17 protein-coding genes are annotated in these 23,515 nt (G+C 50.3%); 1 reads left to right on the plus strand and 16 read right to left on the minus strand.

What is annotated here, in order from left to right:
* The first annotated feature begins 222 nt into the window (after positions 1 to 222).
* Positions 223 to 1,623 carry a sugar porter family MFS transporter gene (locus NSS66_RS06050; RefSeq protein ID WP_053324769.1) on the plus strand — a complete coding sequence of 467 codons (1,401 nt, stop codon included), beginning with the start codon at positions 223 to 225 and terminating at the stop codon, positions 1,621 to 1,623.
* 108 nt (positions 1,624 to 1,731) lie between these two features.
* On the opposite strand, the gene NSS66_RS06055 is transcribed toward NSS66_RS06050, so the two are convergent.
* The 16 genes from NSS66_RS06055 to NSS66_RS06130 all read right to left on the minus strand — a co-directional run bounded on the left by NSS66_RS06055 (position 1,732) and on the right by NSS66_RS06130 (position 23,508).
* A complete protein-coding gene (locus NSS66_RS06055; protein WP_028543213.1) occupies positions 1,732 to 2,643 on the minus strand; it encodes an AraC family transcriptional regulator in 912 nt (303 codons plus the stop codon).
* A 148-nt stretch (positions 2,644 to 2,791) separates the two neighbouring features.
* Positions 2,792 to 3,451, minus strand: a complete 660-nt coding sequence (locus tag NSS66_RS06060) for a TetR/AcrR family transcriptional regulator (protein ID WP_075153832.1) — start codon at positions 3,449 to 3,451, stop codon at positions 2,792 to 2,794.
* Entirely contained in the window at positions 3,444 to 4,643 is a 1,200-nt protein-coding gene (locus NSS66_RS06065) for an MFS transporter (protein WP_023987281.1), read from the minus strand. The genes NSS66_RS06060 and NSS66_RS06065 overlap by 8 nt, the downstream gene beginning before the upstream one ends.
* 143 nt (positions 4,644 to 4,786) lie before the next feature.
* Positions 4,787 to 5,443 carry a DJ-1/PfpI family protein gene (locus NSS66_RS06070; protein ID WP_023987280.1) on the minus strand — a complete coding sequence of 219 codons (657 nt, stop codon included), beginning with the start codon at positions 5,441 to 5,443 and terminating at the stop codon, positions 4,787 to 4,789.
* 212 nt (positions 5,444 to 5,655) lie between these two features.
* Positions 5,656 to 7,494: an ABC transporter ATP-binding protein gene (locus NSS66_RS06075; RefSeq protein WP_076264450.1), complete on the minus strand. Its 1,839-nt coding sequence runs from the start codon at positions 7,492 to 7,494 to the stop codon at positions 5,656 to 5,658.
* Complete coding sequence (locus NSS66_RS06080) at positions 7,475 to 9,211, minus strand: ABC transporter ATP-binding protein (protein ID WP_081391153.1); 1,737 nt, start codon at positions 9,209 to 9,211, stop codon at positions 7,475 to 7,477. The genes NSS66_RS06075 and NSS66_RS06080 overlap by 20 nt, the downstream gene beginning before the upstream one ends.
* Positions 9,212 to 9,455: 244 nt before the next feature.
* Positions 9,456 to 10,592 carry a homocitrate synthase/isopropylmalate synthase family protein gene (locus NSS66_RS06085; protein WP_076264452.1) on the minus strand — a complete coding sequence of 379 codons (1,137 nt, stop codon included), beginning with the start codon at positions 10,590 to 10,592 and terminating at the stop codon, positions 9,456 to 9,458.
* Entirely contained in the window at positions 10,570 to 11,400 is an 831-nt protein-coding gene (locus tag NSS66_RS06090) for a HesA/MoeB/ThiF family protein (protein ID WP_340958571.1), read from the minus strand. The genes NSS66_RS06085 and NSS66_RS06090 overlap by 23 nt, the downstream gene beginning before the upstream one ends.
* A 27-nt stretch (positions 11,401 to 11,427) precedes the next feature.
* Positions 11,428 to 11,817: a NifB/NifX family molybdenum-iron cluster-binding protein gene (locus NSS66_RS06095; protein ID WP_028543220.1), complete on the minus strand. Its 390-nt coding sequence runs from the start codon at positions 11,815 to 11,817 to the stop codon at positions 11,428 to 11,430.
* Positions 11,814 to 13,121 carry a nitrogenase iron-molybdenum cofactor biosynthesis protein NifN gene (gene nifN / locus NSS66_RS06100; RefSeq protein WP_053324762.1) on the minus strand — a complete coding sequence of 436 codons (1,308 nt, stop codon included), beginning with the start codon at positions 13,119 to 13,121 and terminating at the stop codon, positions 11,814 to 11,816. The genes NSS66_RS06095 and nifN overlap by 4 nt, the downstream gene beginning before the upstream one ends.
* Positions 13,111 to 14,472: a nitrogenase iron-molybdenum cofactor biosynthesis protein NifE gene (nifE, locus tag NSS66_RS06105; RefSeq protein ID WP_023987273.1), complete on the minus strand. Its 1,362-nt coding sequence runs from the start codon at positions 14,470 to 14,472 to the stop codon at positions 13,111 to 13,113. Before nifE ends, nifN begins: the two co-directional genes overlap by 11 nt.
* A gap of 71 nt (positions 14,473 to 14,543) precedes the next feature.
* On the minus strand, positions 14,544 to 16,073 hold the full coding sequence (gene nifK / locus NSS66_RS06110) for a nitrogenase molybdenum-iron protein subunit beta (RefSeq protein ID WP_028543223.1): 1,530 nt from the start codon (positions 16,071 to 16,073) through the stop codon (positions 14,544 to 14,546).
* The gene (nifD, locus tag NSS66_RS06115; protein WP_075153829.1) at positions 16,070 to 17,518 is read right to left on the minus strand and encodes a nitrogenase molybdenum-iron protein alpha chain; all 1,449 of its coding nucleotides are present in this window, start codon (positions 17,516 to 17,518) and stop codon (positions 16,070 to 16,072) included. Before nifD ends, nifK begins: the two co-directional genes overlap by 4 nt.
* 88 nt (positions 17,519 to 17,606) lie before the next feature.
* Positions 17,607 to 18,473, minus strand: coding sequence for a nitrogenase iron protein (gene nifH / locus NSS66_RS06120; RefSeq protein WP_023987270.1), 867 nt, complete (start codon positions 18,471 to 18,473; stop codon positions 17,607 to 17,609).
* Positions 18,474 to 18,479: 6 nt separating this feature from the next.
* A complete protein-coding gene (nifB, locus tag NSS66_RS06125) occupies positions 18,480 to 19,979 on the minus strand; it encodes a nitrogenase cofactor biosynthesis protein NifB (protein ID WP_340958572.1) in 1,500 nt (499 codons plus the stop codon).
* Between the two features lie 271 nt (positions 19,980 to 20,250).
* Entirely contained in the window at positions 20,251 to 23,508 is a 3,258-nt protein-coding gene (locus NSS66_RS06130; RefSeq protein ID WP_340958573.1) for a GH32 C-terminal domain-containing protein, read from the minus strand.
* Between the last annotated feature and the right edge of the window lie 7 nt (positions 23,509 to 23,515).

Consider the following 23,515-nt stretch of genomic DNA (forward strand, 5'->3'; position numbering starts at 1 on the left):
ATTCATCCATGCCGACTATCGGCATGGATTTTTTTAAGCTCGAATGACAAGGTAATGCTAGGTTCAGCCCCTCCGTCTCCAATTCGGAAATCGAAGCCAAAATCGTGCAGGAAAAGGTCCGTTTAATGAAGACGATAACCGGCCTTTCTTTTATAAGCGCATGTTATACTTCTCCTCGAAGAACGGAATGAGGTTCCAGAGATCTGGAGGGGAGATGATCATATGGCAGTAATCATCAATAATGAAAGCGCTCAACAGAAAGCGCTTCAATCAGAAAAACCCAATATGCTTTTTGTGACGTTGGTATCCATCGTAGCTGCGCTCGGAGGTATCCTGTTTGGTTTTGATATCGCGGTTGTTTCGGGAGCAGTCGAATTCCTGCAGCAGCGTTTTTCGCTGAGCGAATTTCAGGTTGGTTGGGCGGTGTCAAGTCTGATTGTCGGGAGTGTCACCGGAGCGGCTCTCTCCGGCTACATGAGTGAAAAGATCGGCAGAAAAAAGGTATTACTGGCCGCCGGATTTTTATTCGTCGTCGGCTCGATCTGCTCTGCGCTTCAAGACACGTTCACCGGGTATGTTATCTTTCGCATGATCGGCGGCATTGGCATAGGAATCACTTCCACCGTTTGTCCGGTGTACAACGCGGAGATCGCTCCCGCCAAATACCGAGGTCGTTTGGTTGCTTTAAATCAGTTGGCGATCGTAACAGGGATTTTCCTGGTTTATTTTCAGAATTCGTGGATCGTCAGCATGGGGGATGAAGCCTGGGGTGTCTCAACAGCCTGGCGCTGGATGTTCGGAGTGGGAGCCGTTCCGGGACTGATCTTTATGCTCTTGATGCTCTTCATACCCGAAAGCCCGAGATGGCTTATTAAACAGAATCGGCCTTATGAAGCGCTGCCGATTTTGCTGAAAATTCACGGTGAAGAAGCCGCTAAGCAGGAAGTGCTTGATATCAAGGAATCATTCAAAAATGAGAACAACTCATTGAAACAATTGTTCGCTCCTGGTATTCGGGTCGCTCTCTTTATCGGTGTTATGCTCGCCATTATGCAGCATATTACCGGCATCAATGCCATTTTGTACTACGCGCCGGTTATTTTTAAGGGAATGGGACTCGGTACGGACGCTTCTTTGACCCAGACCATTTGGATCGGGTTGATCAATGTGTTGTTCACCATCGTATCCGTATGGCTGATCGACAAAGCGGGACGAAAAGTCCTGCTGATAATTGGCACCTCGTTGATGACCCTCTGTTTGGTCATTATTGGAGCCGCATTCAAAATGGGTTTGACCACCGGACCGCTTGTGCTCATCATGATATTGATCTACGTGGCCTCCTATGCTATATCACTTGGGCCGATCGTATGGGTTATGATCTCGGAGATCTTTCCGAACCGCATTCGCGGCAAAGCGGTCGCCATCGCTTCGATGGCATTGTGGGCCGGCGATTATCTGGTATCGCAGGCATTCCCTCCTCTGCTGAGTTCAGCCGGCCCGTCCAATACCTTCTGGTTATTCGGAGCCATCTCGTTGTTCGTCGTAGTCTTTTTATGGCGCAAGGTTCCCGAAACCAAGGGGAGATCACTTGAACAGATGGAAAATATGTGGCTTGGGAAATGACCCAACTTTAGCTCTCAAGAAGCCCGGACACATGTTATAATGCTTCAAAACACACGTCCTCTGAGTCATACCGACCTAAATCGGCAATGGTTCAGAGGCTTCTTATTATCAGTTCCCATCCTCCTCCGCATAGTTCCTCACATTGCGCTCTACAGCAGAGCGGTATTCAACAGGCGTCTTGCCTGTGTGCTTTTTGAACAACATATGAAAATACTGCCTGCTGGCCACGCCTACATAATCGGCAATTTCTTGAATGGGAATGTCCGTTTGCTGAAGAAGCATACGGGCCTTGTCCATTCGCAGCATCGTTAAATACGCGGTGAGTGTTAGCCCAGTATGCTTTTTGAAAATACGGTGCAAATAACCTGGGTGCAGATTCACGGCTGCCGCCATGTCCTTAACCACAATATCTCGGTCATAGTTTAGATGGAGAAATTCAATGCATCGTTTGATGTACATATCCGTTTGCTGCGTGTTGCTGCGCTCTGCCTCTTCCCGTAGACGTGCAATTCGTACTAGCAATTGCATAAAAAGCATCTCTGCCATTGCACCCGGCTGTTCTTTTCGTTGATCCAGCTCCAGCACGAGACTTTTCAGCGCATAATATACCTCTTCCGGGTCCGATAGTACCAGATACGGGAACGGACGTGACATGAGAGTCGTGACCTCCTGCTCCTCTGCTGCCATTTGTCGGATAGACGGCCCTACCCTCACTCCCTCCGTAAAACCAAACTCTACATTTAGCATCCGGCACGGTTGTTCTCCTTCCACCACTAGTCGATGCGGTACACCAGCGTCCAGCATAATAAACTCGCCTTTACGCAGCGTGATGCTTTCTTCCACATTCTCTCCCGTTTGTACATCTACCCTGCAAAAGCCGGAAATCATGTACATAATTTCGGTAGAATGATGATCGTGGTAAGACATGGTGTAGTCATGCCATTGCTTGTAATAGTAAGCAAAAAAACGGGGAATATAATCCCCGTCACGCAGCCGTGGCTCAAACAGACTTCCGTTCATCCCCGCACCTCCACAAAAATAGATAAGGCTAACACGACAACGTATCTGCAACCGCTCTATTTTCACAGTTTAACAGACTGAGTCCTGTACTTCTATTTCACTCATCGGACGATCTGAAATCCTTTGGAATACGGCAGGCGACTCTTGCCTAAAAGGTTGGGGATTTATCACTTTTTGGACTTAAATACTGAATCAACATTCCCGCAAATCGGTTAGCAATTTCTATATCATCAAGTTCGTTATTCCAATCGTCCTTGGACGTCAGACTCATTTTCTGGAGTATACCCATCATAGACGTGAAGATAAAATGAGCGGTCTTCAAGGGTTCTGTGTCGGACTTTAATGATCCATCTTGGAATCCAACTTCCAGAGCATCCATCAGGAAATGTCGTTCCTTTTCCCGGTTAACAAAATTTTTGTACTGTTCTTTGAGTTCTTGATTTGAATCATAAGCTTCGTAATGCAGATCGAATAGAATAATAAACTTGATGTATTCTGGATGTTGCCAAGCGTAATCAATCCATGCATCAAGCATCAAAGTAAGCATCTCCTTACCGCTCATTTCGGCTGAAGGTGCCCTTCTAACAAATTCGGTCATGCTCTCAAGGATTTCCATCTGAACCTCAAAGATCAGTTCGTTCATGGACTGAAAGTGCTTATAGAATGTGACCCGACTTACACCAGCCACGTTGCATACATCCTTAATATTAACTTTGAGAAAGCTTTGCTTCATAAAAAGTTCCTTGGCAGCCGCAATGAGTTCTTCCCGATTTTTGTTTTTCAAATTCTGGTGCCAGTTCTCAGTCATTAACAACCATCCGTTTCTCATTTTTCGATTTTTGTAAGGTTAAGAAAAGGGCAGATGCAAGGATAAGTGCACCAAAAATATAAGGAATATGAATGTGTTTGTCAAACAACAAACCCGCTAAAATGGGTCCCAATATATTGCCAAGGCTGGTATACGTCGTATTCAATCCGGCGGCATATCCTTGACGATCACCAGCTGAGTTCGCGATCATTGTACTTACGGTTGGCCTTAGGAAGGCATTAAAAGCAAAAAACAGCGCCGATACCGCCAGCAGATAACCTAAATTGATCTTAATTATCATTAACAGTAAAGCGATGGCTGTCATGATCAAAGAAAGACGTATAAGCTTCATCTCACCAAGTCTCTTGATGAGATAATCAAGTAGCCATATCTGCACAACGATGCCTATAATTGCACCAACCGTAATGATCATTGAGATTTTAGTGGCATCAAAACCATATTTTCGTTCCACAAAAAGAGCATACACCGTTTCATAATTCATCAAACCTAATGTCATGATCAGAATGAGGAGAAGATAACGAAAATAAGATGTCCGAAATGAATTTAGGATTTGGTTGCGAATTGGCTCCCGGCGGACCCATTGGCTAGCGGGTTTTCGTTTTTCCTTAGGTAGTGTCTCTGGCATATACAAGCTAAGCAGCGTAGCTACAAGTCCAAGTCCACCAGCAAAAAAATAGGGCACCCTTATGCCAAACTCAGCGATCATACCGCCTAACCCCGGACCAAGCACCATACCCAAATTCATGGAGGCACCCAAGTATCCCATTCCTTTAGCTCGGGTTTCAGAAGTGGTAATATCAGCGACGTAGGCCATATTGGAAGGAACCATTAAGCCAATACCTATCCCCCCGATAAATCGGGCAATATATAGAAGAGGCAATGTCGTAGAAACAGCAAACATAAGATCCGAGATGACGGTTAAAAACAGACCGGTGATGATCATGGATTTCCGCCCCCATCTATCCGAAAGCTGCCCACCTAGGGGCGAAAAAATAAACTGTGCTGCTCCAAAAGCGGCAATAAGATACCCCGCAGCAGCTCCTGCCGCATTAAATTGTTTCAGATATTCAGGCAGAATGGGAATCACCATACCTTGACCCAATAAAGCAATAAACAAATTCAGCATCAGAATGAAAAGTGGAAATGTAGCAGACTTAGGTAAGCTGCTCATGTTTGTAACCCCCTTCAACCATTTACACTATGTAACCCTTTACTATGTGTAAACTATATTAGTTGAAATAGGGACCCTTGTAAATAAAATTACAAACCTATTATGCCAAGCTAATACCAGAAAGAGATCTTTTTATTCTTGCTTTACACATTAGGCTCCTGTTTTGCAAACTCTTGTAACATACCTCTTATTTGTTCTACCAATATAGCAGGTGCTTTCTTTGGTGAACCCGTGTCAAACGGAGGCTGAGGATCGTATTCCAAAATCAGCTGAACTCCTTTACTCATATCTTCTCCCAATTCCCATGCCAATAGCTGGAGTGCCATATCAATACCAGAGGAGACACCGGCTGCTGTAACGATTTTGCCCTGACGAACCACTCTCTCATCTGTTGGAATGGCTCCAAGAGATTGGAGCAGGTCTAAGGAACCCCAATGACTGGTGGCTACGGTTCCATTTAACAAGCCTGCGGCGCTCAAAATCAAAGAGCCGTTACAAACCGACGTGGTCCATTTCGTAGTTTCATGTATTTGGCGAATCCAATTTAACGTTTCTTCGTCATTCATTGGAGTTTTATAATTTGGCGGACTGCAACCTGGAACAACAAGAATATCAGCTGAACTAACTTCAGAAAAGCTGTAATCGGCATGCAAATAACCCATATTTGAGTCCAGCTTGATTAACCCTTTTTTCTTAGCGACAAACTTCACTTCACATTTCAGTGTAGCAGCAAATACATCGTATGGACCCATTGCATCTAATGCCGTAATTCCATCGAAAAGCATGATTGCGATTTTCATGATGATCTCTCCTTTGAAGTGGGATTTTATTCTTGCACATCCATACTAACATACATATACGGGGTATGGGTATATTTAATGGTGTGAAAGCAGTATCTTCATTTCAAACGCCTCTTTAAGAGTACGTACCTGTAAAAAGGCATACTTAAAAAGGGCCACCCCCGAGGTAGTCCTTTTAAGTATGCATGTAAATCTGTAGATCGCGAGCCGGCTTAAGAGCTTTGCTTACTCAATTGACCATAATATAAATTACTGTAAAAGCCTTTGTGAGCCAGCAGTTCATCATGAGAACCCTGCTCCTCCAAACGGCCATCCTTTAAGACCAGAATCCGGTCAGCCTGACGAATGGTATTCAGCCGATGCGCGATGACGAAACTTGTTCGCCCCTGCATGAGCCGCTCCAGTCCTTCTTGTATCTTCATCTCGGTAATGGTGTCGATGCTGCTGGTTGCCTCGTCGAGTACAAGGATGGAAGGGTTGGCCAAAATAGCACGGGCAATAGCCAGCAGTTGTTTTTGCCCTTGACTGATGCCACTGCCGTTCGCTTGCAGCACCTTGTCGTATCCGTCCTTCATCCGCATGATAAAGGAATGGGCGTTGGCCAGTTTCGATGCTTGTTCAACCTCTTCATCGGTGGCGTCCAGTCTGCCGAAGCGGATATTTTCACGAATCGTCCCCTGAAACAGGAAGGAATCCTGTAGCACAAATGCCATGCGGGAGCGCAAGCTTTCACGTTGTATGGTAGTGATATCGCGCCCGTCCAGCGTAATCGTTCCCTGGTCGGGGCTATAGAATCTGGAAAGGAGCTGGATCAGTGTCGTTTTTCCTGCCCCGGTCGGGCCGACTAGTGCGATCATTTCACCAGGTTTGGCTTCAAAAGAAATACCTTCCAGCGTAGCGCTTCCCTCATCATAACCGAAGGAAACATCCGTAAACCGCACCGCCCCCTCCACATGCTCTACCTCCACTGCGCCGCGTTCATCCTTGGACTCTTCATCTTCATCCAATATTTCAAATACTCTTTCAGCTCCGGCAATAGCGGACAGCAGGGTGTTCCACTGGTTAGCCAAATCGTTCAACGGTCTGGTGAACTGGCGGGCATATTCTACGAATACAATAATTGTACCTATAGTGATGGAGCCGCGAATGGCCAAAATCCCACCGATCCCCGCTACAATAGCAAAGCTGAGATTATTCAGTCCGTTCATCAGCTTCGGTATAAAGCCTGAAATCGTTTGTGCCCAGAAGCCCGATAGCCGAATACGGTCATTACGCTCGCCAAAACCACGGATGACTCTCTTTTCCTGCGAAAATGCTTTAATAATCTGCTGCCCAGACAGTGTTTCTTCGATGTATCCGTTCAGTTCGCCCAAATTCTTCTGGCGTTCCTTATATAAGGGCCCGGTGCGACGTGTAATCCAGCGCATCCCGGCAGCCATTAGCGGCACCACGATAAAGGTCAGCAGGGTCATCAGCGGGCTTAACCACAGCATCACCGTGAGTGTACCGATTAACGTCAATATACTCGAAAAAATCTGAATGGCGGAACTGTTAAGCGTAGAACTGACATTTTCGATATCATTGGTCAGACGGCTCATAATCTCTCCCTGCTGACGTTTGCCGTAGAAAGGAATCGGTAGTCGATGCAAATGTGAAAACAGATCGAAACGCATGCGGTACACCGTCTCTTGGGCAATCTCGATCATCCAGATATTTTGCAGCCAGGAGGTCAGCGAGTTGAGCAGATATACAGCTCCTAATCCGATGAGAAAATAAATCCACGTGCGTCCACCCGGACCTTCGAGAAAATCATCCACCGCTACGCCGACCAGATATGGACCCAGCAGAGCCAGCCCGGAGCTGAGCAGTACCATGAACAGCACCAGCATCAGTTTGGCCTTACGGCGGGCCAGATAAGCCCATATCCGTCCTAACGTGCCAGACCAGTTCTTCGCTTTGGCCTTGCGGCGTCCTTCCGCTCCCACCGGATTTCGCAGCACACCGGACGGCGGTGTAGGCTGACGGAACGGTTCAATGAGTTCCTTGAACATGCGACTCCTCCTTTCCGTATTGTGATTCATAGATACGCCGATACAGATCCGAGCTATCCATGAGATGCTCATGACTTCCACTTGCCATCAGGCGACCCTCATCCAGCAGTAAAATCTGATTTGCTGAGGCCGTCGAGCTGATTTTTTGCGTAATGAGAAATGTCGTGCAGGACAGGCCATCGAGTGCATTCAGTAGTGCTGCTTCTGTCCCTACATCCAATGCACTTGTGCTGTCGTCCAAAATCAGCACTGTCGGCTGGCGCACCAGTGCGCGGGCAATCGAAAGCCGCTGTTTCTGTCCGCCAGACAGATTGACACCACGCTGCCCGAGCATCGTGTCATAGCCTTGCGGCAAGCGTTCAATCATATTATGGATTTGCGCCATCCGTGCAGCTTCCTTAATTTGCTCCAGGCTGGCATTCTCCAGCCCCCAAGCAATATTATCCCGAATCGAGCCGGTGAATAGCAGTACCTCCTGAGGCACATAGCCAATAGCCTCTCGCAATATGGACGCATCCAGTTCACGAGCGTCCTTTCCGTCAAAGCGCACATAACCTTCATCTTCTTCATACAGACGTGTAATCAACTGCACAAGTGAGGATTTGCCCGAGCCAGTGGCCCCCATAATAGCTATCCGCTCGCCCGATTGCGCCTTAAAAGATATATCCTTTAGGACAGCCAGATCACTGCCCGGATAATGAAAGCTTACCCGGTCCATTTCCACCTGTCCCTCAATCTGTGTATGATGTGTTGAAACAGGCTCCAGCTCTTGCCCATCTTCATTAGATGTTTCCAATATCTCTCGAATCCGCCCCGTAGATGCAGTTGCCCGGGAAAATACAACAACGATACCTGATAAGGCAGACAGGGCTCCAATTGTCCGCAGTGAATAATTGACGACTGCGACCACCTGTCCTACACTGGCATCCCCAGTGGAAATTTGGCCGCGTCCGAACCAAAGTACTGCAATAATCCCTGCATTCATCGTAAACAAAATGAACGGCATCGTCGTTTCTGTCCAGCGTAGAGCGGACACCGTCCCTTTCATCAACTCGCCTCCGTAATGGGCAAAACGTTCGATTTCATGCCGCATCCGCACAAAAACCCGGATGAGACGGATACCTGTCAGATTCTCCTGAATTACTCCGTTAACGTCATCCAAGCGTCGCTGGACACCTTTAAACAAAGTGACCGTCCTCCGCATCATCACCAACACAAACACGAACAGCACTGGGGCCATAACCGCCAATAGCAGTCCAAGCCTGAAATGTACAACCAGTGCCATCACAATACTGCCGATGACTACAAGCGGAACCCGTGTCATAAAACGCAGGCTCATAAACACCGTATCCTGTACTTGCGTGACATCCCCGGTCAGGCGCGTAATCAGCGACGAAGTGGCAAAACGTTTAAACACAGGATACGAAAAGGATTGCACTTTACGGTACAGCTTTTCCCGCAAATCATAGCCGAAGCCCTGACTTGCATGTGAAGCAAAAAAAGAGCTGGATATCCCCGCCATAAAAGCGATAACGGCACTCCCCACCAATACACTGCCCCATAACCAGACGACGGACAAATCCTGCTGTCGGATGCCCTCATCAATGATTTTAGAGATCAAATATGGCTGTGATAGCTCTACCGTCAATTCCAGCAACATCATCACGAGCGCTGCGATGGCTGGAACCCGATATTTTTTTAGAAAAGAAAACATCATTCCCACAAGCATTCCTCCAATTGCCCATAGCCGTCCTTCCAGATCAGCGTGTAATGGTTATAAGATTCGAACCTGTCTGCTGTAAAACCATATATACGCACTTTATACAGCACTATATTTTATTATACCCTTCTGAACGGCTTCGTTTAACCAGCAAATTGGAGACTCCGGTTGTGAAATTAAAAGATATGCAAGAAAGCGTTCCAGTCACGGTCACACTTACCGGACGGGAACGCTTTTTCGATTATTTCGGCAGCTCTGCCGGATAATACTGCAGCCAGCGCCTTAAATCCGCGCTATGAATGACACGCTTGGGATCTTCACCGACTAGGCGAAGTCGCTCCAGCAGGAACTTGATTTCACCGGAGCCCGCCTCGATTCCTTCCTGCTCCAGCATATATTGAACTGCACTTCTGCCCGAATGCTTGCCGAGTACAAACGAATGGTCAGCACCCAGCTCAGTCGGATCAAGGGCCTGATAGGCGGCGCGCTCCTTTAGCAGACCGTTGATATGTATGCCGGATTCATGGGCGAATACCATGTCTCCCACAATTGGCTTACCTTCGGGAATGATTCGGTTGGAGGCTTTGGAGACCAGTGCAGCCAGCGGGTTCAGCAGTTCGGGGCGGACACTGCAGGTTCCTTGATATAGATCCCTCCACGACATCACCACTTCCTCCAACGCCGTATTACCTGCCCTTTCCCCAAGGCCCGACACTGTGGTACTGGCCCAGACAGCTCCCGCCTGCAAAGCTGCCAAAGTATTGGCAAGCGCTAGGCCATAATCATTATGACAGTGAATCTCAAGCTCCACATCCTGCGGCACGCGCGATACAAATCTGTCTATACGGGCAGCTATGGCAGCGGGATGGTGAACGGACAGCGTGTCGGCATATCTGAAGCGCCGGATACCATCCCTATAGAGCTGATTCGCCAACTGCTCAAGGAACAGGTCATCTGCCCTTGAAGCATCCTCAAAGCCTACGGAAACAGTCAATCCTTTACACAGACCGTAATCGACTGACTTGCGGATCAGCTCCGTCACCTGCTCAGGATTCATACCCAGCTTGGCCTTCATCTGCACCGTCGACACGGGAACCGAAATATGGGCCCAGCCGACACCTGTCGATTCAGCTGCATCAATATCCGTGAACACCGCGCGATTCCAGGTCATTAGCTTCATCTGAAGTCCGAGAGCAGCAATCCTGGCAATAGACCTGCACTCCGCCTCTCCCATTGCCGGAATTCCGATCTCAGCCTGCTCCACCCCCGCCGAGTCCAGCATGATGGCAATTTCAGTTTTCTCCTCGGCCGAAAAGGCAACGCCCGGAGCCTGTTCTCCGTCACGAAGTGTCGTATCACAAATATGCAATCGACTCATCTGTATTCCCTCCCGTTCCGCAGCACGGACAACGCGGATTGCGTTTGACCGCTATGGTGCAGCTGCTCATATCCAGCACATTCATACGGTACATGCGGTCAGTGAACAGATTGCCCGCATCTGTAATCCATTTGACCGCTTCCAGTGCAGCCATACAGCCAATCAAGCCAGAGGTGGCTCCCAGGACCGGGAATCCCAGAGGCTCCCAAGGCTGTCCGCCTTCTGGGTAGAGACATTCCAAGCATGTCGTCCTACCGGGATCAATGGTCATCAATGATACTTCATAGGCGTACATGGCCGCCTCTATCATCGGTCTGCCATGTCGAACACATAGTCTGTTCAGCGCATATCTTTCCGGAAAGTCATACCGTGCATCAATCACGATATCTGCCGCTTCTACCCATGGTCCAGAGGATTTTTCCGTGATTCTGTCGGCGTGGCCTTCAAGCTGGGTCTCCGGATTGATACGGTGCAAATGCTGCAATGCCGTCTCCATCCGTTCCTCCCCGATTCGTCCGCTGTCCATCAGCACCTGCCGGTTCATATCGGGCAGATGGATTACGCCCTCATGGGCCAATATCAGCTTTCCCACTCCAGCAGCGGCCAGGTACATGGCCGCTGTCCCTCCCAATCCTCCGATGCCTGCAACCATAACAGTAGCCTGCTTTAGCCTGTTCTGACCTTCCGTTCCCAGCAGCTTCAACTGGCGTCCGTATCTACTGTCTTCCAGCAGCTGTACCATTCGTCCACCTCCTCCATGTGCGGCCCCCGCCTTTAAGATATTCGGTCCGCAGGATCTTGACATCATATATGGTTGCTCTTCCTTACAGAAGGCTCATGATTCGGCTTTGCCGCTTCCCTCCTCAGCATGCAGGATTTTGGCAAGCCACATGGGCGGATTACGAGCCAGCATATTCTGGAGACGCTGGACCTGCTCCTCAATGGTGCTACCGAAGGCCACCTTCACAGGCATAATGGTCCGTTTGGTAACCTGGGCGGCGGCCGAAGCGCCAATCTGTACCAGGAAGATCAAGGCACAATCCTCGATCAGGCCAATGCGGCTGGCGATCTTGCCCGCCTCATTCTCATCGCTCCCCAGGGCTATCCGCCGATGCTCCAGGAACTGGACGCCTGAGTGCCGAATTTCGAATACAGTGAACATGGGACTCTGCCCAAAATGAGCATTCACATGCACACCGTCTTCCGTCGCAAATGCAACCTTCATCCTCCCCTCCCCCTCTCGGTAAGCAATACATTGCCCACCTTGTTCACCCACTCCATGGTTCCACGGTATCCGACGCTTACCGATGTGTGGGCGCCCAGCTCGTCATACACCGGCAAGCCTGCCGGTACGAATGAGGCCCCAGCCCGTGCCGCTCCCTTTCTTCCATGTGAATTGCTGATCCACAAATCAACGCCCTGCGCGCTCTCCTCTGCATCATCCAGATCACCGATCCAGACTTCCCGTTCTGTCTTTTGCAGTGCGGGCGTGCTGCAGGGTGTAATTAGCCGCTTCAGTTCCACTCCCATCTCCTCTAGCCAGGCTGCGGTCGACAGCATATGATCCGGTTCTAGCGCCACTACAGCGGAAGCGCCGGAATAATAGAAATGGGCATCCAGCATGCTGTCCAACAGATTTTCACGCTGCCAGCGGAAGCGAACAGGGGCTGGCTCGCGGCTGATTTTCTGCAGAAAATGTATGAACGCATCGCTCGCGGCCAAGCCAGACAGACCCGTGAACAAGTGGTAGGGAATGCCTGCGGCATGAGTCAGCCTGCGCGCCGGACGCTCCATGCTCGCGCCAATGGCAATGGTGCAGGAAGACTCCAGCATCTGGCAGGCTGAATCCAGCGGAGTCCCCCCTCTCGTCAAAGGGGAAAAACCTGTCAGCAGGTGACCGGACAAGGAAGTGGAGATATCGGGAAGTGTGATAACCTCCAGGCCGAAGGAAGCGATAATATCCTTGATTTCCATGACATCTCCGGCAGTCAGATAAGAAGCCGGCAGCAGATTGACCTGCGTCCGGCGCTGTTTTTTGGGGGACTTGCCTCCGGCTAACCCGAGTACGGCATCCATTAGCGACTCTACTGTACTGCTGTAGCCCGTCTCCAGAGAACCGTGAAAATCAGGCAGCGATACAGAAAACAGCAGACTTTCCTTCAAGGCCCGTTCTCGCTTGAACGCTTTTACCCTGGACTGAAAATCAACGCCTGCCACCTCGGTGAGGGCCGTGCTGATAACGCCGATGACATCTGGATGGTGTTTGGACCAGATATGATCCAGCGCCTCCTCCAGATTCCGGTCTGCATCAAATATAACGTCCATCTCTTGCAGCGCAGAGGTCTGAACGGCAATCGGCTCTCGAAAATGGCGAGTCAGCAGCGCCTTGGAGAAGGCCGAGCAGCCCTGAGCGCCGTGCAGCAAAGGCATTGAGCGATACATCCCCTGCAGAGCCAGCACGCCGCCCAGAGGCTGTCCTACCTTGAGCGGGTTGACACTGACAGGCTTCGTGGCGGATTTAATCGGCAAATTCCGTCTCCTCCTCCCATGGAGCCAATTTGGCGGTCAGCTCCCATACCGGATGCTGCAGCGTATGCACAAGCTGTTTCGCCAGAGATAACAGCCCGTCATAGCCCGCATAGGCTTTGTGCCGTTCTTGATTGATGTCCACAAAAGGAATCTGTTCCTTAAGCGCCATATACATGTTCCGGCCCCCGGCAATGACCATGTCTGCCTTGCGGCTCCGTACGGTCTTGAGAATCTGCCGGGCGCCGCCTTCCGGGATGTATTCCGCATCATCTCCGATACGGTCAGCAATCCGGGATACATCCTCGGCAGTACTCTTGTTCGTGCCTACACCAACTACCTTAATGCCCAGCTCCTGCAAAGCCGTAATGACAGACCAGCTCTTTACCCCTCCGGTATAGAGCACTGCCCGCTTTCCTTTCAGTTGCTTGCGGTAGGGTTCCAGCTCCAGCGATAGCCTCATTTCCTCCCGTGCGGCCAGCTTATCCACCCGTCGCTCTACATCACGATCTCCAGTCAGGTAAGCCATCTGCCGCAAGGAATAACTCGTCTCCTTTGCTCCATAAAATGAACCTTCAAAATAAGGAATGCCGTATTTACGCTCCATTTGGACTGCCAGGCCCAGCAAAGCCCGGCTGCATACGACCATATTGGCCTTGGCACGATGCGCCCATCCCACCTCACGGAACCGACCGTCCCCGGTAATTCGGGACAGGATACTCATTCCCGCCTGCTGCATCAGCCGCTCGATATGCCACATCTCGCCCGCAATATTGTATTCCCCAATGAGATTGATATCATGGGAGGTTGTCTGTTCCGGCTCGGTGCTGCCGATAATATGCTGGAACAGCACGTCTCCGGCCAGCCGGGTCCCGAGATTCTTGCTCCCCACAAATCCCGGACTGTTCACCGGAATGATCGGCGTCCCCAGCCGCTCCGATTCAGCCTTGCAGACCCCCTCGATATCTTCACCAGTGAGGGCTGTGACACATGTTGTATAGACAAACACAGCGGGAGGAGCAAAGCGGCTGACAATGTAGCGGATCGATTCATGCAGCTTCTGTTCACTACCAAAAATGATGTCCTGTTCTCCAAGATCAGTAGTGAAGCCATACGCCGACAGCTCCGGGCCGCTGGACAGGCTGCCTCTGCTCTCCCAGCTATTGCCGAGACAGGCAATCGGCCCGTGCACCAGATGAGCCGCATCTGCAATGGGGATCAGTGTAATCTGGGCCCCGTCAAAGGAGCAGCCACCCGAAGCCTCCCCCGGCACAGGCCGGGGACAGGGCGTGCTTTTGGGAATTTTGTTGCCGCAGGATACCTCCAGCCTTCCGTTAGACACAGCCGGCTCCATCCGCACACCCCCCTTATTTCAGATAGAATCCATTGAAATAGCTGCCAACTTCCATCTACGCGGTACAGCAATTAGCGCACCAGATCAAAGCTATGATCCGGAGCCTGCTCTTCCATGACATCCAGTACGGTATTCACGAATTGGGTAAGCAGATTCAGCGCACCCTGGTAGCCGATAATCGGATAACGATGCAGATGATGCCTGTCGAAGATCGGAAAGCCCACACGGAGCAAAGGAATTTTCGCCTCTTTGGCCGCGAACTTCAGGTGGGAGCTGCCAATAGCCAGGTCCACCGGGTCCTGGAACAGCAGCGAACGCATATGCCACAAATCCTGACCGGAATGAACCGTGGCTTCTGCACCGTAAGGGCTGGACTTCAGCAGAAGCTCTGCTTCCTTCTCAAATTTCCGGTCCCCATTGGAGCAAACAATATGCACCGGCTCCATGCCCAACTCCAGACAAAAGCCAATCAGGCCGATGAGCATATCCGGGTCTCCCGCCATAGCCACTCGTTTGCCGTGCAGATAAGCATGCGAATCCATCATGGCATCCACAATTCGGGCGCGCTCCTGCTTCAATGCCTCGGGAATTTCCTTTCCGGACAGACGGCTGATCTCTTCAAGCAAGCAATCAGTAGCGCGGATGCCCAGCGGCGTGGAGATGGAAGACACCTGCTGCCCCCAGGTTCGCTTCATATAGCCTAATGTTTTACGAAGAGAGTACTGCTGGATCGCCAACGTGCCGGCAGCATCTGCGGCCTCGGGCACATCCTTAAGCGGCGTTCCCCCGTAATAGTAGCTGTACTCTCCAGTGGCCCCTGAATCAAAATTACTGCTGTGGTCACCCAGAATGGTATACGTAGCGCCGAACATCCCCAGTATGCGCCGCATTTCCGCAAAATTGCCCGTATACCCGTCAAACCCGAGCAGTACATTCAGCTTCAATTCATGACCAGGCTGCGGCGTCCGGCCTGACTTGTTATACAGCGTCTCCAGTACAGAGCGCAGCATGGCGTCATAGCCTGTAATATGTGAACCGGAGAAGCTGGGGGTATTGGCAAAAGGAACCGGCATATCCTCGGGAAGGGCTCCCTCCTGACGGGCATTAGCCAAGAAGGCAGACAGATCATCTCCGATCACCTCTGCCATACAGGTCGTGCATACCGCAATCATCTCCGGCTGATACAAGGCAATACAGTTCTCTATACCGTCAATGAGGTTGCGCATGCCGCCGAATACGGCGGCATCCTCGGTCATCGAGGTGGAGACGGCAGGAACAGGCTCTTTGAAGTGGCGGGCAAGATGGCTACGGAAATAAGCCGTACAGCCCTGTGAGCCATGAATGAACGGGAGCGTTTTTTCGAAGCCCAGCGCAGCCATAACTGCTCCCAGCGGCTGACAAGCCTTGGCCGGGTTCACGACTACAGCTGTACGAGCGAAATTCTTATCCTTGTATTCCTTGGTCTTGGTGTACTCTAGGGTGGCGGTAACCTCCTCTGGCGAGCAAGGGGCCTCGAAGGCCCGTTTCTCCTCACGCTGGCGCACATATTTATCCTGCCGAAACAGCTGATTGTGATCGACAATGTTCAGACGCTCGTTCATACCGGCACCTCCGCAGTCTGCCGGGACGGCAGCAGGCTCCATACTGGACTGTTTATGGTCATATCCATATCACGTGCAAAAATCTTGAAGCCGTCAAAACCATGATAAGGCCCGCTGTAATCCCAGGAGTGCATTTGACGGAAGGGAATGCCCATTTTGTGATACACATATTTCTCCTTGACTCCGGCACCCATTAAGTCAATATTCAGCCGCTGGGCCAATTCCTCCAGCTCATAGGCAGTTGGATCATCGTACAGAATGGTGCCTTCCTTTACATCGGGAAATGTCTTTTCGTAATCATCCTTGTGGGCAAATTCATAGCCTGTAGCCACAATTTCCATCCCCAGGTCCTCATAGGCACCGATGGTATGCCTTGCCCGCAGTCCGCCAATCAGAAGCATCACCTTTTTGCCTTCCAGACGTGGGCGGTATTTACGGATGACCGCCTCCATCTGCGGCATATATTGGGCAATGACCTGCTCACATTTTTCCTGAATCGTCTCGTCAAAGCGGGCAGCAATCGCTCTTAGGCTCTCCATCGTCTTGGTCGGGCCGAAGAAGTTATATTCCATCCAGGGAATTCCGTATTCCTGCTCCATCGTTGTACACATATAATTCATGGAACGATGACAATGGATTAGATTGAGCTTGGATTTATGCGCAATCCCCAGCTCATTGATCGTACCGTCACCCGACCACTGCGCTATAACCCGCAATCCCATTTCCTCCAGCAAAATGCGCGAAGCCCAGGCATCACCGCCGATATTGTAGTCCCCGATAATGGAGACATCATAAGGCCCGCACTCCTTCAGCTCGCGGCGCCCCATCAGAAAATCGCGGATAGCATCATTGGCAATGTGATGGCCCAGAGACTGACTCACCCCGCGAAAGCCCTCACAGCGTACAGGAATGACCGGAATGCCCAGCTCCTCTGTCATCTTCTTAGCCACGGCCCCGATATCATCACCAATCAGTCCGACCGGACATTCAGATTGCACGGAGATGCCCTTAGCCAGCGGGAACATCTCCTTAATTTCCCTGCAGATCACCTCCAGCTTCTTATCTCCGCCGAACACGATATCCTTTTCCTGAAAATTGCTTGTAATCTGCATGGCGGTAAAATTATCGATTCCCAATACCCCATTCGCATAATTGCGTCGGGTACCCCAACTGTATTGCCCGCAGCCGATGGGACCATGGCTAATGTGCACCATGTCTTTAATCGGGCCCCATACCACACCCTTGGAGCCTGCATAAGCACAGCCCCTTGCTGTCATGACGCCGGGCCGTGATTTCATGTTGGACTTAATGGAACAGGTTCCGCAGTTCACAAGCTCCTCATCCGCGATCTCAAAATGCTTGGTCCGGTCCTTCTTGGCCTTCTTGGGATATACCTCCAGTATCTCCTCTACGATCTGCTTTCCCTTATCCACAATACTGCTCATTTGGCCTATTCCTCCCTCCTGCGAGCTACGCGTTCAGCTCCCTCCATCATCACACGTTGGTTCCGTCATTAAGCCTTCTAGCTGGAGCCTACTGCCCGGACGCCTCAGCTTTGTTAATTGCGGTTTCTTCATCCTCAATAATGCCGAATTCCATCAACAGATCCTCCAGATCTTCCATGGAAATGGGAGTGGGAACCGTTAGCATATCGTTATTCAAAATCTTACCTGCCAGCTCTTCATACTCCGCAGCCTGCTTATGTTCCGGGTTATATTGGGTAACGGTCATACGGCGCAGCTCAGCGTGCTGTACAACATTGTCACGCGGCAAAAAGTGGATCATCTGCGTGTTCAGTCTTCTCGCAAGCTCTGTAATCAATTCCGCTTCCAGGTCCGTATTCCGGCTGTTGCAGATTAAGCCGCCCAAACGCACCCCGCCGCTGTTGGCATACTTCAATATCCCGCGCGCAATATTGTTGGCAGCGTACATAGCCATCATCTCGCCTGAGCATACGATGTAGATTTCCTGCGCCTTCTTCTCCCGGATCGGCATGGCGAAGCCCCCGCACACGACGTCCCCAAGTACATCGTAGGATACGAAATCCAGCCCTTCGTAGGCGCCCTCTTCCTCCAGAAAATTAATGGCTGTGATGATGCCGCGTCCTGCACAGCCGACACCGGGCTCTGGCCCGCCGCATTCCACGTTCAGAATGTCACCGAAGCCCTTCTGGACAACATCCTCCAGCTCCAAATCCTCTACCGTGCCCCTTTCAGCAGCCAGATGTAGCACTGTCTGTTGGGCCTTCGTATTCAGAATAAGACGGGTGGAGTCTGCCTTGGGATCACAGCCTACGATCATAATTTTTTGTTTGAATTTGGTCGCGAGCTGAGCCAGTGTATTCTGCGAAGTTGTCGATTTGCCGATACCGCCCTTACCGTAAAACGCAATTTGTCTCATATTTTCTCAGCCTCCAAAATGTTTAATGGGTAAATCCGAATGATTGCCCTTAACTCCCTTATTGCGCTTACTTCCTTTATTGCTCTGCACAGGATACATATAACGCAGAAATTTCACATATTCCAGAACCGATTCCTCAATATCCTCGCCGCATACAATAGGCAGCACGCCAGCTTCCTGCAATGCTTCTTTGGGGGCTTCGCCTATGCCGGACGACAGCAGCAATGCACAGTCATGCACCATGGAAAGGATCTCCTTCATCGTCTCGACCTTGTCCCCATTGCAATCGGCTTTCCCGTGGCAGTAGGATTGCACCTTACGAATGCCTATGAAATTTACGATGGTCCCGTCGCTTTCATAGATCATAAATTCCTTGGCACGGCCGAAATGCTGATTCACCTTCCCTCCGCCACGACTGGCCACTGCGATTAGGACTGGCTTTGAGGTGAAGCTCGCTTCAGGCTTATCTCCCGATAACGGGCAGCTACAGCCAGCCCCGGTTGACGGTTGTTTGTGGTGTGATTGTCCCTCCTTGCGTTCCATTCTCACTCTCACCTTCTCATCCAGTTCTTTCTGAAATTGTGCCCTTGCCCCTTCATCCATGGGAGGAGCAGCCGCTATGTTCTCCCATGTAAAATCCTGATTGCGATCCTCGCCCAGCAGTCCAATCGCATCCGCCCTGCATTGACGGCAATGGCGCATAATGACAGCCCCCGCTTCAGCACATTGCTCCTGCAGCTGCCGGACCAGACGGGGACGGGGAGCCCGCATCCCTTCCTGCTCATACCGGCTACCAGGTGCGATGATGAGCGGCATAATGTTGTGCAGCACTGCACCGTGCTCCTTGACCACCCTGGCTACCTCCGGCAGATGGGCATCATTGACTTCGGGAATCAGCACCGAGTTCACCTTGCACAATACGCCTCTCGAAGCCAGCATCTTCAAGCCTGCCAGCTGGCGGTCAATCAACAGCCGCGCGGCCTCCTCTCCTGCATAGCGTTTTCCTTCATCGTAGACCCATCCATAAATGCGGCTCCCCACCACTGGATCTACAGCATTGATCGTGATCGTGACATGCGAAATACCCAGCTCTACAATCCTGTCGATATGCCTGATCAAGGTAAGGCCATTTGTGCTGAGACAGAATATGACATCCTTAACTGTCTCACGGACCCGGCGGAAGGTATCGAAGGTTGCCTCCGCATTGGCCAGCGGATCTCCAGGTCCCGCAATGCCGACAACGGACAGCTGCATCAGCTGTGCCGCTACGCCATAGGTCTTGCTCGCCGCCTGCTCCGGCGTGAGCAGTTCACTAACAACGCCGGGACGGCTTTCATTGACGCAATCGAATTTGCGGTTGCAATAATGGCATTGAATATTGCATGCCGGGGCTACTGGAAGATGAATGCGCGCAAAATAGCGATGTGCCTCTTCGTTATAACAGGGATGTCGTCTGAGGGTTTCCAATGCTAAGGGGGTTTCCGAGAGATCAGCTAAAGAGTCCATTCATTCCCTCCTCTCCACGTTATATTCCCTTACACAAATCTCTGTTTTTGTCTGGAATATAATTACATCTTAGAGACAGGGACAAATCCAGTCAATTCGCTTCTCCATGAAATCTCTGACATTTATCCTCATTTCACATATGTGTCAAATTTTACGTTAGGTAAGATATCACATCCTTCACATGTGCGCGGTTACATTTCATATTCTCAATAACATCAAGACGTAAAAAAAGAGAGTCCGTTAAGACGGCTCTCCTTTTGAAATAAGAAATTCAAATTGGCTTGATCCTTACATGTTGGTAAAACGCCTGCCCTCCAAATACATTCACACCCACAAGTCCCTCGGTGAACGTACTATCTTCCAGGTCGATGACCTGCTCACCGTCTACATCAATGCGAATGCGCAGGCCCTCCGCCACGATTTTAATATGATGAAACATTTCCGGCAAAACGAATCTTGGCACCTTGGCAAGCACCTGTCGCTCCTCAAATCGACCCTCTTTTTTAAAAAATAGGCGAATCGATTTCAGATTGGGGTCCAAATTCAGATAATAGCCACTCGATCCGTCAGCATTGGCGCGGAAAATCATGGATCCAGCACTTCCATTTCCATGCAGCTTCATATCAGCCTCATACGTAAAATCTTCCGCCTGCTCAGCAGCCATATAATTCGCATCGCTGATATAGCTTCCTCGTATCCCATCCGTTGTCACGATCCACCGCGATGCAGAAACATCCGGCTTCCAACCTGTAAGGTTGGTATGAAACACCCCACCGTGCACCTTAACCAAGGTACTACCGCGGACCTTATCCTCCGAATCGGAAGCCGTAACAACAGCTTCTCCCGGGGCAACCGCCTCCATTAACGCACTCCCGTCCTCGGACGCATTGATCTTTACAATCTCAGGATTGTTAGAAACCCAAATCAGCGAGATTTCTTTTTCTCCAGACTCATCCCCCACACTCGCGTACAGACGCTTCGTCTGCTCCCTCGCAAGCTCCACATAAGTGTGATCCATGATCACACTGGCAGACGAAGCATCTGGTAGCCTCCAGCTGTTCCGCAAGGCATAAACATGGAGGGAAACAACCTTCACCTCACCACCCTGGGTGTAAAAGCCCATCCCTCTTCGCGCCGAATCGGGCAAAATAATCTCCGAAAATACGACCTCTCCATCATTCCCAAACACCTCAACCGAGGATTCGTCCACAAATATACGCATTTGGATTCGATTTCCGATAGGTGCAAGTAATGCTTTATGAAGCGTTGAAAATAGAGTAGAGAAATCTGTAAGCCCTGAATCAGCACGGTTTACAAACATTTGTTGTATGTCTGTTGTATAGCCGACCGCCGTTCTTTGCTCACCGCCATCCCGCACGTAAAACCCGAATGCTGAAGCAGCCCCAACAGAAGGCAGTTCGAACACCGCTTCAATCTCATAGGCACCTGCATCCAAACCTTCCAGTATATTCGGAGAAGATTCCGTGACACTTTGATTTTCTATCGCAAATAAACGGGAACGCAGCGAAGTCAGCTCGGATATCGGATGCTGTATCAAACGGATGCCTTCACGAGTTGTTTTTAGCGATAACTCTCTCGGGATGCTAAACTGTCCCTTCCAGGGAGAAGTCGGAAAGCTGAACGGATAGTCCCAATTCGTCATCCATGCCAGCATGATACGCCGCCCGTCGGGTACATCGGAGAAGGACATTGAGGCGTAGAATTCCTTGCCCCAATCGGTTTTCAACACCTTCCCCGGTGAATGATCGTTTTGAAATTTGCCATCAGACGTCAGTTCACCGATAAAATATTCCGCATCCGAGCCTTGAGTGTTTGTGCTGGCTCCAGTGCTAATCATCAGCACCCATTTAGAAGTATTACCATCGTCTACTGGAAGCTGAAATAGATCCGGGCATTCCCATACTCCACCACGTATATAATCACCATAACCAAAGTTATCCGTCCAGCGCCAATCTATTAGGTTGGTGGAGGTAAAAAAACGGATATGATCGCCTCCCGACACTACCATAATCCAGCGCTGATAGACTTCATCCCACACTACTTTAGGATCACGGAAATCCCAATTGCCAGGATCGTTTTCACTTTGGCCCGGGTTCTCTATTACAATTGGACGGTCTTTCGGGTATTGCCATGTACGTCCCCGGTCTGTGCTGTAAGCAAGGCCGATTCTCTGGTTGCCCTTGAGCTGATCGGGATTGAAGGAAGTGTAATAGGCAATCAGCCCTGCTCCTCCGTAGTCACCGAACAAGCTGGAAGTATTGGTTAGATCGGCTACAGCCGAGCCTGACCAGATATGACCAAGATCATTCCACTTCAATGCAAACGGAAGCCTTTTCCAATCCAGCAAATTCTGGCTGACCGCATGCGCCCATTGTCCACCATCCTGATGGAACAGGTGATACTCCCCCTCGAAATAAACCAATCCGTTCGGATCGCTCGCCGAGCCTCTGGCAGGAGAATAATGATACTGCGGGCGATATTTTTCTGTATAGTAATTCGAGACAGAGGTAAGGTAGATATCCTGAAAATAAGCAGTTCCCTCGGTCACTTTCAAGCCTGCAAAGACGTTGGTATTGCTGCTATCCATGATATCAATTGCCGCAGGAGTATATCCATCTATAAATACCTGAATCCGCTCTCCATGAGCGATGATTTCCAAGTGGTGTTTGCTGCTGAACCCACCCGGATATGTCTGCGCCGACTTTGTAATCAACGTTCCGTCCGCCTTCTTCAGTTGTACGCGAACCTGATTGCCTTCGCCTTGCACAGAAGCAACATATCCATTTTTCCCATCCTGACTCCCTCTGAAAAATAGTCCTGCTTCCATTCCCGGTTCAGAAGGATTCAGCGTCACACCGCCTTCCAGCACCAGGTCTGTAGCTGCGGAGCTATATATTTTCAACGCATCTTCTGCACTTGTTCCCTCAGCCCTTTGCCCTTTCAGGTCAGGTTGCCATTTTCCACGGATCAGAAGCGGTCCGCTTAGATTCGTATCCATATCACTGACTTGAATGTTCTGAAATAACGCCGATCCATTCCAGACATTCAGCCCCAAATATCCTGATGTATAAGTCGTATCGACCACATCTATAATCGGCTTATATCCCTCATCCCAGAACACTTTAAGATGGGAGCCCTCTACGCTCACCTTAAGATGATAAATAGCTCCTTTTTTTAAATTGACCTGACGTTCCTCTTTCAGTCTTCCAATATCCCCGGCAGCATCCCGCAACCGCAACAATCCGGCAGCCGGCACGATTTGGAGCATATAGGAAGACCACCCGTCCTCACTGGAACGGAATACTAGCGTAGCATCCGACTGTGTGTCTGTGACCATCACATCCGCCTCAAAAGTAAAATCCTGAGACGTTGTTCCGGACATAGCCATCACATTTTCTTGCGGCTCCGACCTCAGCAAAAGTCCCTGGATGTTATCTTCTTTGTGCCCCTGTCCCTTAATCTGCCAATTGGTCAGGTTCGTTCGCGTGTTAGTAAACTCCACCTTCATCCCCCTA

It is taken from the genome of Paenibacillus sp. FSL R10-2748 (genome assembly GCF_038005565.1).
In the GTDB taxonomy this organism is placed as follows: Bacteria; Bacillota; Bacilli; order Paenibacillales; family Paenibacillaceae; genus Paenibacillus; species Paenibacillus polymyxa_B.